Origin of the sequence: Parafilimonas sp., from assembly GCF_051953455.1 — a bacterium.
GTDB lineage: Bacteria > Bacteroidota > Bacteroidia > Chitinophagales > Chitinophagaceae > Parafilimonas.
This window is the reverse complement of the sequence record NZ_JBQCIT010000006.1, coordinates 30,875-44,025: the sequence shown is the minus strand read 5'-3', so window position 1 is coordinate 44,025 and position 13,151 is coordinate 30,875. Positions and strand designations below refer to the sequence as shown.

General features: G+C 37.8%; 13 protein-coding genes. All 13 read right to left on the bottom strand.

Annotated elements, in window-relative coordinates:
• Positions 1 to 11: 11 nt before the first annotated feature.
• Positions 12 to 368, bottom strand: coding sequence for a DoxX family protein (locus ACTHN6_RS01200; RefSeq protein WP_440433879.1), 357 nt, complete (start codon positions 366 to 368; stop codon positions 12 to 14).
• Between the two features lie 156 nt (positions 369 to 524).
• A complete protein-coding gene (locus ACTHN6_RS01195) occupies positions 525 to 1,292 on the bottom strand; it encodes a LytR/AlgR family response regulator transcription factor (protein WP_440433878.1) in 768 nt (255 codons plus the stop codon).
• Between the two features lie 14 nt (positions 1,293 to 1,306).
• Positions 1,307 to 2,410: a sensor histidine kinase gene (locus ACTHN6_RS01190; protein WP_440433877.1), complete on the bottom strand. Its 1,104-nt coding sequence runs from the start codon at positions 2,408 to 2,410 to the stop codon at positions 1,307 to 1,309.
• A 189-nt stretch (positions 2,411 to 2,599) separates the two neighbouring features.
• Positions 2,600 to 3,109: a GNAT family N-acetyltransferase gene (locus ACTHN6_RS01185; RefSeq protein ID WP_440433876.1), complete on the bottom strand. Its 510-nt coding sequence runs from the start codon at positions 3,107 to 3,109 to the stop codon at positions 2,600 to 2,602.
• A 436-nt stretch (positions 3,110 to 3,545) separates the two neighbouring features.
• The gene (locus tag ACTHN6_RS01180; protein ID WP_440433875.1) at positions 3,546 to 4,226 is read right to left on the bottom strand and encodes an ABC transporter ATP-binding protein; all 681 of its coding nucleotides are present in this window, start codon (positions 4,224 to 4,226) and stop codon (positions 3,546 to 3,548) included.
• Between the two features lie 3 nt (positions 4,227 to 4,229).
• Entirely contained in the window at positions 4,230 to 5,471 is a 1,242-nt protein-coding gene (locus tag ACTHN6_RS01175) for an ABC transporter permease (RefSeq protein WP_440433874.1), read from the bottom strand.
• Position 5,472: 1 nt separating this feature from the next.
• Positions 5,473 to 6,564 carry an efflux RND transporter periplasmic adaptor subunit gene (locus ACTHN6_RS01170; protein ID WP_440433873.1) on the bottom strand — a complete coding sequence of 364 codons (1,092 nt, stop codon included), beginning with the start codon at positions 6,562 to 6,564 and terminating at the stop codon, positions 5,473 to 5,475.
• 2 nt (positions 6,565 to 6,566) lie between these two features.
• Positions 6,567 to 7,904 carry a TolC family protein gene (locus ACTHN6_RS01165; RefSeq protein ID WP_440433872.1) on the bottom strand — a complete coding sequence of 446 codons (1,338 nt, stop codon included), beginning with the start codon at positions 7,902 to 7,904 and terminating at the stop codon, positions 6,567 to 6,569.
• Positions 7,905 to 8,072: 168 nt separating this feature from the next.
• A complete protein-coding gene (locus ACTHN6_RS01160) occupies positions 8,073 to 8,426 on the bottom strand; it encodes a hypothetical protein (RefSeq protein ID WP_440433871.1) in 354 nt (117 codons plus the stop codon).
• A 61-nt stretch (positions 8,427 to 8,487) separates the two neighbouring features.
• On the bottom strand, positions 8,488 to 9,363 hold the full coding sequence (locus ACTHN6_RS01155; RefSeq protein WP_440433870.1) for a DUF6268 family outer membrane beta-barrel protein: 876 nt from the start codon (positions 9,361 to 9,363) through the stop codon (positions 8,488 to 8,490).
• A gap of 115 nt (positions 9,364 to 9,478) precedes the next feature.
• The gene (locus ACTHN6_RS01150) at positions 9,479 to 10,234 is read right to left on the bottom strand and encodes a LytR/AlgR family response regulator transcription factor (RefSeq protein ID WP_440433869.1); all 756 of its coding nucleotides are present in this window, start codon (positions 10,232 to 10,234) and stop codon (positions 9,479 to 9,481) included.
• Positions 10,231 to 11,193 (bottom strand): sensor histidine kinase, encoded by a 963-nt coding sequence (locus ACTHN6_RS01145; RefSeq protein WP_440433868.1) that lies wholly within the window; start codon positions 11,191 to 11,193, stop codon positions 10,231 to 10,233. Before ACTHN6_RS01145 ends, ACTHN6_RS01150 begins: the two co-directional genes overlap by 4 nt.
• Positions 11,194 to 11,760: 567 nt before the next feature.
• Complete coding sequence (locus tag ACTHN6_RS01140) at positions 11,761 to 12,906, bottom strand: M23 family metallopeptidase (protein WP_440433867.1); 1,146 nt, start codon at positions 12,904 to 12,906, stop codon at positions 11,761 to 11,763.
• Positions 12,907 to 13,151 lie beyond the last annotated feature (245 nt).

Genomic DNA, 13,151 nt, shown 5'->3' with positions numbered 1-13,151 from the left:
AAAAATCATCATTACTTAAAAACCAACAAGCATATAATGGCAACAACTAAAATGGATGTCATACTTGCGTTTTGAAACTCTTTTCGCATGATGTGAAATATTGTTGCCGATACCATTAGCAGCGCTAAACCAACCAAACATATTTTAAGTATTACATTTGGAAGCGTTATAAATAAAGATAATATCGTAATTGCAGCCCCTGTAATCTCTGCTAACCCCAACAGTTTGATAAACAGGGAAGGCACAAATTCCAGGCCCTTCACACCCCATATTTTTAGTTTATTCTTTGCAATGAAAAGTTTAAGAGAACCAGCAAATAAAAATATCAGTCCTGCAATTATACTGATTGAAGCCAATGCTTTTTCCATAATAAATTTGCTTTTCCGTTTCTGAATCTTAAGATAAAAAAATATCTTTTATCTTACTTTAAAGTCAGGTCGGGGATAAGGGTTCATTTATATAAATACTGTGGTGTTCGTGTCACTGCGCAAAGCCATACATCCTGAAGTTGTGAGCCGTAGCGCTTAGCGACTCATCCACTCTTTAAAATGCGATACCCTTTCCCTGCTTATTATCACGGGCAAAGCCGGACCGGGCGTAATGGTCACAATCAATTTTCTGTTGAAATGATGACTTATTTCTTTAATGGCTTTTTTGTGGATGAGGTATTGACGGTTTGCCCTGTAAAAGTCCGCCGGATTAATAACTTCAGCAAGCTCATCAAGCGACCTTTCTTCAAGCAATATAGTTTCGTTGCTGAATGTTTTACCTGCTACAATACCGTTTTTTATTTCAAACCAGGCAAATTCTTTCACGGCCACAGGCAGCAATTTATCTTTAAAGGGAATCAGGAAATTTTCTTTATAAATATTGTTCGCCGAAAGTAGTTGCTGCAAGTTCTGAATTTGTTGACGGCTTAGCGCTTCATTCTTATGGGATGATTGTTTTTCAAACTTGTTTATAGCCTTTTCAACCATTTCACTGCTCAGCGGTTTTAATAAATAATCAACGCTGTTTACTTCAAAAGCTTTAATGGCATATTTGTCGTATGCCGTTGTAAAAATTACCGGTATGAAAATTTTGACAGATTCAAATATTTCAAAAGCCTGGCCATCTGAAAGATGAATATCAACAAACATCAGGTCAGCAGTTTTGCCTGCAGAAAAATAAGCAATACTGTCATCTACATTATCTATCTCCGCCACAATATTAATTTCAGGCCTGTGCAAAAGTATCATCTCTTTTAGCTGCCTGGAGGCATTTGGTTCATCTTCTATTATAAGTATATCCATGATAATTGTTTTTATTAAATATTGATTTGATTTTTCATACCAGGCCCATCCTTTGCAGGCCCTATAAGCGGCAGAGAAACTGTAAACCTGTTGTTGTCCCTGTTTATCTCTATCCGTTCAGAACAAATGAAACTGTACCTTTCATTAAGGTTATGTAAACCCATATTTGTAGATGTGGCTTTTGTTTTTTTAGGTTGTAGTGTGTTACTTACAAATAAATGCCTGCCACTGGTTTTTACCTCTACTTGCAATGGGTACCTGGTGGACACCACATTGTGCTTTACTGCATTTTCAAACAATGTTTGGACTGACATGGGCGGCAGCAGGTAACTTAAAAGATCATCCTGAATTGACATGACTACCTGTATATTTCCCGAATGACGCTTTAACAGCATATTCATATAAGCATTGGCAAATCCTAATTCTTCGGTAAGTGTTATAAGTGGCATACCGGCGCTGTTTAATACATAACGATATACCTGCGACATGTCGTGCACAAATACTTTTGCTGCTTCATTGTCTGAGCCGATCATTGCATGAATGGTGTTCAGCGAATTGAACAGGAAGTGCGGGTTCACCTGGTTTTTTAATACTTCAAAATGTGTTTCAGCATTAGCCTTTAATAGCTTTTCATTTTTTAGCCTTATATCCTGGTTTTTTACAACAAGCATATAAATTTCCGAAAGCAGTATGCAAAGGCTGAACTCCAATGCCAGGCTTATGTTATAAACAAAGTTGTAGAACTTCTCCGATGCAGCAAGGCGTGGAGCATGAAGGTCCAGGTGAAGACTTATAAACCTTATAATAAAGAACAGAAATATATTAACAGATAACCGGTATGAAAATTTTGACATCTTAATACTGCCCAAACGCGTACGCATATTCAGCCGGCTGATATTTACCCACAGCAGTATTAAAGCAATAATAAAACTGTAGAGGGTTTTCAAAAAAAACACAAACCAGGTTGACCCTTCTGCAGCAGGATGCGATTGAGACCTTAGAAAAATGATGATCGCAAGTCGTGGCAAAGCAAGAAATAATGCTATAGCAAGTGCAGATAACAAAAGCACCTTTGCTGTCTCTTCTTTTTGCCCGGCATTTTTCTTCAGGTTTATCATTTCTTCATTAACACATCAAAATTATTACATTGTAAATTTTATTTGGTTTCCGGCATTTAAACTGCTGCGTTTCTTATCCTGTCATCTTGATGAATTTCATACCGAACAGCAGTGAGTGTATTTTTGATCTGCGCAAATTTACTGCGAAAGCAACATGTTATACCATACATAGCTCAGGCGTAATTTAATTCACAGTTTCATTTCAAGTAAATTAACTTCAATAATATTATAGTCCGTTGGCAAATCTTTCCCCGGTATCAAATCTTTAGTTCCGGCTGATTTGAAACCGAGGGTTTGAAAGTGGGTTATTAATTTTTTATTACCTGATTCCAAATCTATCCGGATATATTTTTTATTGAGCTTTTTCGCCTCAATTATTGCCCACTCAACCACAGCAGCACTTAATTTTTTTCCCCTGTATTGATCCCTGATTGCCAACCGCCGCAGATAAATGGCTTCATATCCATTCATATCTTCCCATATTGCCGGTTCAATATTTAAGATGGTGAAAACACCTGCAATAATCTTATTGTTGTATAGTATTGTGAAATGCTGTTTCTCCCTTATTTCATTTTCAATGATCTGATTTGAGAAGAAAGGCCATCCATAACCTGTTTTCTTATATTGGTAGGCCCTGGCTTCCTGGTATATCCTTTGCACTAAATGAATACTTTTCGTTGATGTAGATTTTATTTCCATGTTCATCACATTTCAATTACCTTCCTTCCCGCAGCTCAATAAAAACCATTGTCTTTGCATAGATGCCATTTTTCTTTGAATTAATTTTCCAACTACCAAATTCATTAGCTATTCTTTATACAACCAGCTATTCTTCATATAATCCGGAAAATATTGACCTGATATTGCCTTGCCTCCTTATATTCTGACAGAAATTTGGAATTAAGTTGGTGCTTTCCTTTCGCTATTTTTTATTAACGATTTCTATACTTTTTACACAGCGCAAAGAAAGACATGAAAAGAAATCAATTTTCTTATAAAGCAGTGAAGCAGTTAAATTGGCAGCTTAACCAGCCATTACTCAATCCATCTGTCTCAGTATAACTATTGGCTTAAGGCGCATATATTAAATCTGTTATTTGTTTTGTTCAAGCCAACAGCGGCATTATGTATTTTTTTATTCTATTACCAGCCCATCTTTCATTTCAACAATCCTGTCGCAGTTTTTGGCAAAATCATCATCGTGGGTAACGGTAATGATGGTTTGATGCTGCTCCTTTGCCAGTTGCCTGAATATGTCAAAAACCACCTGTGTATTCTTACTGTCAAGGTTACCGGTGGGTTCATCACCCATAATAACGGCCGGATCGTTAATAAGCGCTCTTGCTATGGCTACACGCTGTTGCTGGCCGCCAGAAAGTTTATTCGCTTTTTTCAATGCATGCCCTTTAAGATCAAGCAGGGCAAGGTTTCTGTATGCTTTTTCTTCAATTTCTTCCTTTGTTCTTTTATTGAGTTTTAAAGCAGGCAGCATTATGTTCTCCAGTACGGTAAACTCTGGCAATAAATAATGAAACTGGAATACAAAGCCAATATGTTCATTGCGGAAAGCTGCTAATTGGTTTTGCTTTTTGCCGGTGATCAAATTATTATTAATGGTGAGCTTTCCTTCATAATCCGTATCCATGGTTGAAAGCACATACAGCAGTGTAGATTTGCCGCTTCCGGATTTGCCAATCAATCCCAGGAGCTCTCCTTTCTTCACTTCAAAGCTGACACCTTTCAGCACTTTAAATTGATCAGGCTCATAAAAATATTTTATGATATTATCCGCTTTCAGCATAATTTCTTCCTGCATAATTTATCCTCTAATAATATTTACCGGGTCTATTTTAGATGCTTTATTTGCCGGCAAATAACCGGCAATAAATGTGGTGATAAGGCCGAACAAAAATGCCATGATATAATTTTTCAGGTCGTAAGCCATGGGCAAGGTTGCAAGGCCGGCAATTTTGAATGGAACATGATTGATAAGCTTTGCTATAAGGTAACCCAAACCCATTCCGGCAAAACCGCCGATAATACCTATTATAATGGCTTCGGTAAGAAATATCTGCGTAATATCTTTTCCGGAAAACCCCATGGCCTTTAATATGGCAATCTCCCTTATTTTTTGATTAATGGTCATATTCATAATATTGTAAATACCAAAACCTGCCACCATTAAAATGGTTAATGATACTGCTATGGCAATTATGTCGCGAAGGCTCGAGCCGGCTTCCATTTGCTGGTTGCTCATTTGCCAGGTTTCAATTTTGTATGGTACAAACCGCGCAATACGCGAAGCCAGGGGCTCTGTTTTATTATAATCGTTTACATTCACCTGTACATCGGTAACATAGCCTGCATTAACGGCCAGCAACTGCCTGGCAACATTAATATTAATGTACGCCTTAGATTTATCCACACCTGATATGTTAGTGGTAAAAATAGCTATCACCTTATAGTTTTTATTAACGCCGTCTGATGTAAGTATATTAACATTATCACCAATAGTCAGGCTTAAGGTTTTTGCCAGCTGGCTGCCAACAATAATGCCGTTGTTTGTTTGTTTCAAATTATACCAGTTGCCCTGTACTACATATTTGCTGATATTAAAAACCTTGTCTTCATTCAATACATCCACACCGGAAATATTACCGTTTACTTTATTGCCTGCATTTTTAAAAAAAACATTAATGTTTACCTGCGTAGTATAACTGGTTATTTCGGGCTGGTGCTGCAGCAGGTCCATAATTTCCTGCGAATTCTTAATACCATCTGTATATTTTATCACTTTAGGATGGCTGATATGTATTACATCGTTGGGATAGGTATGTTTTAACAAATTCGTGTTGTCTGCAGGCCTGTCGTTATAAATCCTGATATGCGCCATTGAGGTAAATGCCAGTTCGGTTTGCACATCATTTACGCCGGTCATGAAGCCCGTCATAAACACATACATGCTTATGCCAAAAACAACGCCCAGCATAGCAACAATTGTTTGCCTGATGCTTGATGTAAGGTGTATGTATGAAATACGGTTATTAACTGCACTGGCCATGTTATTGCTTTTTAGGAAGTTGAAGAATATCATTTTCACTAAGGCCGCCTGTTATCTCTGTCCATTCCATTGTTGTTATGCCTGTTTTAACAACCCGTAAGCCTTTTTCGCCTTTCACCTGCACACTGTCACTATCCCAAATATAAACGCCCGGTATAACGAGTGCATTTTTCTTTTCGCTGATAATGATATTGGCCTGCAGTTGTGTACTGTCTTTTAACCCTGCAGGTATTTTAATAAAAGAAGCTTCTGCTATAAATGATTGAGAACCCTCATTGAATGAAGGATATATTTTGGTGATGACTGCGGGGTATAAGGTGTTTTTATCTGTGTTCAAAGCAATCATTACCTGCTGGTTAAGCTGAACTTTGCGAATATCGTCTTCATCAATATATAGTTTAGCAATTTGGGCTCCGGAACCAATACTGGCAACTGTTTCACCTTTTTTTATAAGGTCTCCATTGTGCTTATAAATATTTAAAACAATACCGCTGCCTGCACTGGAAAGATTATAATAATGATTGTTTTGCTGCTGGACTTTATAAGCAATTTTTGATATGACGACACCCTGCTCAAGGCTTTGCTTAAGATTGGCAAGTTGTTTTTGCAATTGTGCAATGGCCGATACATCATTATCATAAATAAGCTTTATATTATCGTAATCTGCTTTGGAAACAGCATTGGTTTTAATAAGGTTTTCGTACCGCTGAAGGTTAGCAACATCAGTTTGCTTTTTCCGAACAGCCTGGTTTATCTGCTCCTGCAACTGCGCTATCTGCGGCGCATAACTATTTGCATTATTTTTTGCATATTCGTAATTAACCAGGGCATTTTCTGTTTGCGATTGTTGAATGGCATCATCCAGCTTAAATAATAACTGCCCGGCCTTTACACTATCGCCTTCAGTTACCAGCGAGCTTTTTAAATAGCCGTCCTGGAAAGCTGTTATTTTGTATTCATTGATAGTAGTGGTTACACCGCTTGCAAACACAGCATCAATAATGTTTTTACGCTGTGGCCTGGTTTCAGGAATATCTTTACAAGCACTAAAAACGATGGCTGCAAATGCGGTTATATACGTTAACTTTTTCATGTTTAATTTCTTGCTGAGAATGCAGCCTGCACAAAAAGCAGGTTGCATAAATTGTTGAGATAAATGTTTTCGGCAGCGAGATAATTTTCAAATGCCTCCAGGTAATTATCGGCACTTACAATGCCTTCATTAAACTGTTGTTGGGTGAACTGAAGGTTTTTACCATATAATTCAAATGAGTTTTTAGCAGATGCTGTAATGCCCAGGTAATTGCTGTAACTGTTTTGTAGTGCTTCATCATTCAATTTGCTTTCATAGATGGCTGCCTGGTATTGCTGCCCGGCAATCTGGTGCTGTATGCGTGCGCTTTTTATTTTATTCTTTATGGCAAAGCCAGTGAAAATGGGCACACTCAGGCTAAGGCCAAGATAGTTGTAATTCTTCCAGGCATCATTCCCGAACGACATACCAAAATTGTCTCTGAATTGCTGAAAGCCAAAATATTGTTCTGCTGATAATTTGGGATAAGTATTTGCCTTTGCTGATTTAAGCTGTAATGCTGCAACATTAATGTTATTGGCATATTGCAGCAAAGTTTTGTCATCCCCCAAACCCTGTAAGCCTTGTGTGTACAGGGTTTCAAAATCATCAACAGGCTGAATGCTGATAAGCGCATCGGGTGACAGACCCAACAGTATTTTTATCTTCGTAAATGCCTGCTGCATCATCTCTTTGTTTTGATAGATGTTTTGCAACACGCTGTTCTTATCAATTACAGATTTATTAACCGGCAGTGCGCTGATGCTGCACTGCTGAAATTTTTGCTGTGTAAGCGCTACAATATTGTCGGCCAGTTGCAAATCTTTCTCTGAAATCTTTGCAGATGCATACGCAACCTGCCAGGAGAAATAATATTGAGCCAGTTGTGTTTTGAGTATTTGCTCATCTGCCTGCTGCGCAGAACTATTGAAAGCAATATGCTCTTTGGCAATTTTAGCCTGGTATTGTTGCTGCCAGTTAAACAGGCTTTTGCTTAACACAACGTTGGCGTTGTAAGTGTATTGTTTGCCAAACTGAATGTTAAGGGTTTTGCCGGGTTCATTTATTAATTCGCCGGGCACAGGTGTTGTTGATAGTTTGAAATTATCTGTACCGTTAAATCCTGCCGAAGCCTGCGGGTAGAGATAGCTTTTGGCAGCTTTATAATCAGCCTCTGCCTGCTGCTTTTTTAAAGCGTCTGTTCTTTGAACGGCGTTGCTGTCTTTAGCTATTTGCCAAAGCTGTTCAAGGCTTTTAATATACACGCTGCTATTTTGCTGCGCATTTGCATTTAAAACCGCTAAACACGCTGCCATTAAAAAATAAAACTTTTGTGTAACCTTCTTTTTAATCTTTATCACGCATATAATCTTTATTGCGGATGCAAACCTATTGCAGGTTTATACCACGTTTAGCGCGAATCCTGACGAGGCTGGCAAAACCATACACCAGACGGACATATTGTAATTGAAACATTGCATAAAAAAGGCCCGCAATATGCAGGCCCTTTGTTGCTGCTTAAAAAAAACTTATTGTTTCGTCCATATAATTTTTTTAGAAAAAGGCCCTTTATGCACTGAAAGATTCAGCTTATTGTCATTAAGCAGCAGTTCACAAGCTGCCACCATACCATCTTTAGGCCGTATGATGGCAGCTGTCCATTTATTGTTATGGAAGTTGATATTATCCAGCACCGTGAACTTTTTATCGCCTTTTTGCGCCTCGCCAATAAAGCCGTTTGCAGTTTTTGAGATAATCACTGTTTTTCCTTCGTTTGTTTTCCATGTGCCTGAAAAATCATCTGCTGATTTTTGTGCGAAAGTGATAAGTGAGGCAAATAAGAAACCCGCTGCCATTACTGCATGTTTTATTGATTGTTTCATCTTTTATTTTTTAATCTGTTTAATTTTTGATGTCAGCTGTTCAGCAGCGTGGACCTAAAATCTATTCATCCTTCACTTTCGCCGCATTCAATACAATACCTATGTTAAAAAAGGGCCCTGAACGGGCATCGAAATCGTATTCGGTTTTATACACATCTTCAAACCTGTACCGGCGCCTGGCGCTAAGCCCGCCAAAAGCTTCTGCCTGAATATATTTTGCAAGCTGGTAGTTGATCACCGGGCCAATATTGATCCTTGTATATTGAAACTGGCTGAGTGCTGCAGGTGTTGAAAAATCATTGCCGCTTATATTATAATTGCCGCCATTAGGCCCAAACCTTGCGCCTATGCGAAGCTTATCGTTAGGCGTAATGCTGTAAAAATAGTTGATGAACGAAGGCAGCACTGCAATAAGCGATTGCCTGTTTTGCCTGTATTGAAACTGCAGTACAGGCAACAGCCTCGGGTTACCAAATTGTGTCGTATATGCCAGGCCTGCACCTGCGGTAATGGTATTGCTGAACTTATCTGAAAAAAGCGCAGAACCCTGCATTAAAAAATCATCTCCACTCAGCCTGCCGGCAAAATCTGATGCCAATGTAGGTGTAAGGTTCAACGTGATGGTGAACTTATTGTTCCATTTATGTATGACTGTTAAACCCAGCGCAAATTTCTGGAGTGTTTTTGAAGTTTTTGCGGAGTCTTCAAAATGAATAGCAGGTGTAACAGATGCATACCGCAGACTGGTAAAAAACAGTGTACGTTTATCTTTTAAAATAACGGGAATATTCAGGAACGCTCCAAACTCGCTGGCTGAAACTTCATTTTTACTGTTGTTTTCAACTTTAGTTGCAGAATAAGCGGCGTATTCAACGCTGGCCAGCCGTACATCCTGCGCTACCGCATTAAAACCAATAAACGCTAACAAAAGTATCATGCCCGTTATCTTCATCTGTTGTATTACTGTTACAAAACAAACTATATAAAAGCAGGCATGTAAGTGTAATTACTGTGAGGCAGGCAAATTGCGTAACGAAACAGACAGTAACTGGTTAAATTGTCGCCAGCCAGTTTAAAAAGAGCGGTGATTTTTCTTTACTTATTAATATTTGTTCTTCGAAAGGAATAGTGGTGTGCACCAGCAGTTTTCGGTTGAAATGGTGAGCAGCTTCTTTAACGGCTTTCCTGTTTATAATTACCTGCCTGTTGGCCCGGAAAAAATACGGCAGGTTAAGTTTTTCAAAATCTTCAAGCGATTCTTCGGCAAACCAGGTTTGCCTGTCAAAAGTATAAAGCTTTACATTGCCATGGTCCAGGTAAACAATCGCAATGTCTGCAAGGTTTACCGGGATGATCTTATCTTTCTGTCGCACTAATATGCCCGATGACGCATTTTTTTCTTTTGGAGCATTGATATATTCCAATAATTGCCGAAGCTGAATATTGTTTTTATTGGTGAGCCGTTCAAATTTTTCAATGGCCGCCTTTACGGAGGTTATATCAAAAGGCTTTAAAATATAGGCAATGCCATTCGTTGAAAATGCTTCCATCATATATTCATCATAGGCTGTGCAAAATATAACCGGCACATCTGTTTGTATTTGCTGAAATATGCTGAAACTGATGCCATCACTTAATTGTATATCTGAAAAAATAAGATCAACAGCCGGTGTGCTACTAAGAAAAGCAACAGCATCTTCAACTGAATTTTTTATCCCGGTTATATTATACGAAGGCTTGAGTTCTTTAATATAATCGCACAAACTTTCAGCAGTAATTTTTTCATCTTCTATTATAAGTATGTTCATGCTGCCGGCTTTATTTTAACCAAAAACTCCTGTTCAGTCTGAATGATATTAATCCCATTACCTGATAATAAAATACTGCGTTGATTAATGTTTGCCAAACCTGTTCTTGATGTAGACAAAACAAATTTTGGCTGAAGGTTATTTCTAACCACTAGTACATCATCTTCAGTATAAATATTTATCAACAAAGGATTCTTTTCATCAAAGCGGTTATGCTTGATGGCATTTTCCAGCAAAGAAACGATTGTAAAGAACGGAATATGCAAATCCATCATTTTACTGTCAATATTAACTGCAAACATTATAGAATTATAAAAACGCAACTGCTGCAATTCAATAAACTTATCTGCAAGTTCCAGCTCGCTTGCAATTGAAGCAGATTTCTGTTGATTGTTTACAGATGAACGCAAAAAATCCGATAACTGCATAATATACTTTTCAGCTTCTGCAGGTTGTTTTTTTATAAGTGACTTTGAGACATTTAATGCATTATACAAAAAATGAGGATTTACCTGTTCTTTCAACAGCATATATTCTGCATCAAGGTTGGCAAATTTTAATTCAGCATTCTCTTTATTCAACTGAATTTGTTTTTCTTTAGAAAAAATGAGGTCGAGCAATATAAAAACAATAAAGTTGATGGAGAAAATATAAGCAGAACGCACAAGCGCCAACTGTGTTTTGGAAAGATAGCCCAGGTTATTGCGGAATGGGGAGAATTGTAATAACAATGTTCCGAAAGCTATCATGATCACAGAGCTGATTACAGCACGTATCCAGGTATTAATCCACCGTTTTTTTATGCGGCTCAACAAAGCAATATTCAGGTACCAGGATATTATGGTAAGTACTACATACACCATCCATATAACAAAAAAATTAAAATGATTTTCCCTCCTGACTGTATATAAGGGCACGGCCACCAGCAATGCAATTACAGGCGTTGTAATAAGCGCCATTTTAGTAATTTGTTTGCGTAGCTGACTGTGCATATTGAATGTGTAGCTGCTTCAAAAGTATCGTTTAATATCCATGCAAATGAAAGAGACATTAAAACCTGTGATACGTAAATATGCGTTTAAAGTTATTTAGCAATAGCATATTATCCGGCAATTCAGCTATACTTGTTATAAGCAATATATAGGAATGCAAATCAATGCAACCAGTCAACTAAATTCAGAAGATATATTACTTTAAGTATGATGCCGGTACATAAAACTAAACGAGTTTGCATAGATAAACCATCGGCAATTCCTAAATCAGCAAAAACTTATTTATGTTTGAAATAAACTGGCGGTAACCCATTGGCTTCACTGATCGCGGCAAGTTTGAACTGCAGTATTGGGGTTATCCCGAATGGTATCTGCCAGGAAGTATTTTTATGTTTTACCAACTTCACTAAAGATTTTATGAATAGTGTTTTAACAGAATTCTGACACATTGATACCTGAAATTTTCCTGACTTAATGTGGATATTTTTTGATCTGTATTTTATACGTAATGTCAGCCTTCTCCTTTAAAAGAATTCAATTGGTGATAGTATTCTTTGCATTGAATACTATCACACTGTTAGATGAAGGCCCGTTTTTTTTCAATATCTTTTTGTCTTCAACCCAAACTTCTTTTCCAAATTTCGAGAAATCAGTATATGTGCCGATTAATTCAAACTGCATAAATTCAAAAGGAACGCCCTCTGAACCTAAGGGCGAGTCTGAATCTGCAACATGAAAATGCAGGTGCGGCCCAACTGTATGGCCGGTAAACCCAATTTTGCCTATCACATCGCCCTGCTTAACCTGCTGCCCGGTACTGACACAGATACTTCCTGGTTTCAGGTGTTCGTAGAATACGAACCGGTCATCTTTTAGTTTTATAACAACAAAATTTCCCGCTTCTTTTTCAGCAGGTGTTTTTGGTTGCTGAGATATTAGTTTACTTTCCGGGAAGTCATTTAAAACTTTTACAATTTCTCCGTCGGCAACCGCAAGCACATTGGCGCCATAACCAAACCAGTTATTAATGCTGTCTTCGTTTCCATGAGCGAATTTCCCGTTATTGTCAAGTTTTATAAAATCTACGGCAAACCTTCCCGGAATACTTGCTTTGCCATTTATAGTGTAGTAAACTCTTCGGTGCCCTCTTTTCCAGGCAGGATGATAAACTGCAGCCCAGGGGCCGCTATCGAGGGGATTACCCATAACCAAATTGTCCTGAGGGCTAACCGGTATAAGCTTTGTTTTTTCAAAGTATTCCTGCGAATTGGACAGGTTCTCGATTTTCAGTTGATGATACATGCTGTCTTCAGGAAGAATTCCTGCCAAATTATAATCAAGATAGAGAACGCTGGACTGTCCCGGGTATAACTTTGCGGGCTCTTTATCATTCGGGTTTCCGATCTTGGCTGTAATTGCGTTTATGTCGCTTACATCTGAAACAGTATAAACAAGGCTATTGCTTTTATTCAAAATATTTAACCCATTAACCACTAAAGTATCAGTAGAAAAATTAGTAAGAAATATTTCATAATGAGCCGTTACTAAATCTTCAATTCTTGTTGTTTCAATTTTTGTTGCGCAGCGTATTTCAAAAGATTCTCTGTATACCTGGGCATTAGCCGTATTACTAATTGCAATTAATAATATTGACAATACGCTTAATTGATATTTGAACATTTTACTACACGTTTTATTGAATTAAATAATACCCGGAGTACTTTTTCAATAACAATCTATAACACCGGCTATTAATGATAAGGTGACCGAAATCAATTTCCCTGTTAATTAAGCGACAAAGAAAACAAGTAGAAAATAAACTTTTTTAATAAAACAGCGAAGCGGCTATACTACCGCCTGAAGCAGCCTATTTACAACTAATGTGCTACGGAGTTGAAATTATTATCTATATGGCTAATTTGAAA

Excerpts from the sequence above, each read along its gene's own strand:
- ACTHN6_RS01195 (WP_440433878.1), bottom strand. The coding sequence starts at position 1,292 with ATGGATATACTTATAATAGAAGATGAACCAAATGCCTCCAGGCAGCTA.
- ACTHN6_RS01145 (WP_440433868.1), bottom strand. The coding sequence starts at position 11,193 with ATGGCGCTTATTACAACGCCTGTAATTGCATTGCTGGTGGCCGTGCCC.
- ACTHN6_RS01140 (WP_440433867.1), bottom strand. The coding sequence starts at position 12,906 with ATGTTCAAATATCAATTAAGCGTATTGTCAATATTATTAATTGCAATT.
- ACTHN6_RS01190 (WP_440433877.1), bottom strand. The coding sequence starts at position 2,410 with ATGATAAACCTGAAGAAAAATGCCGGGCAAAAAGAAGAGACAGCAAAG.
- ACTHN6_RS01155 (WP_440433870.1), bottom strand. The coding sequence starts at position 9,363 with ATGATACTTTTGTTAGCGTTTATTGGTTTTAATGCGGTAGCGCAGGAT.
- ACTHN6_RS01150 (WP_440433869.1), bottom strand. The coding sequence starts at position 10,234 with ATGAACATACTTATAATAGAAGATGAAAAAATTACTGCTGAAAGTTTG.
- ACTHN6_RS01180 (WP_440433875.1), bottom strand. The coding sequence starts at position 4,226 with ATGCAGGAAGAAATTATGCTGAAAGCGGATAATATCATAAAATATTTT.
- ACTHN6_RS01175 (WP_440433874.1), bottom strand. The coding sequence starts at position 5,471 with ATGGCCAGTGCAGTTAATAACCGTATTTCATACATACACCTTACATCA.
- ACTHN6_RS01170 (WP_440433873.1), bottom strand. The coding sequence starts at position 6,564 with ATGAAAAAGTTAACGTATATAACCGCATTTGCAGCCATCGTTTTTAGT.
- ACTHN6_RS01160 (WP_440433871.1), bottom strand. The coding sequence starts at position 8,426 with ATGAAACAATCAATAAAACATGCAGTAATGGCAGCGGGTTTCTTATTT.
- ACTHN6_RS01185 (WP_440433876.1), bottom strand. The coding sequence starts at position 3,109 with ATGGAAATAAAATCTACATCAACGAAAAGTATTCATTTAGTGCAAAGG.
- ACTHN6_RS01200 (WP_440433879.1), bottom strand. The coding sequence starts at position 368 with ATGGAAAAAGCATTGGCTTCAATCAGTATAATTGCAGGACTGATATTT.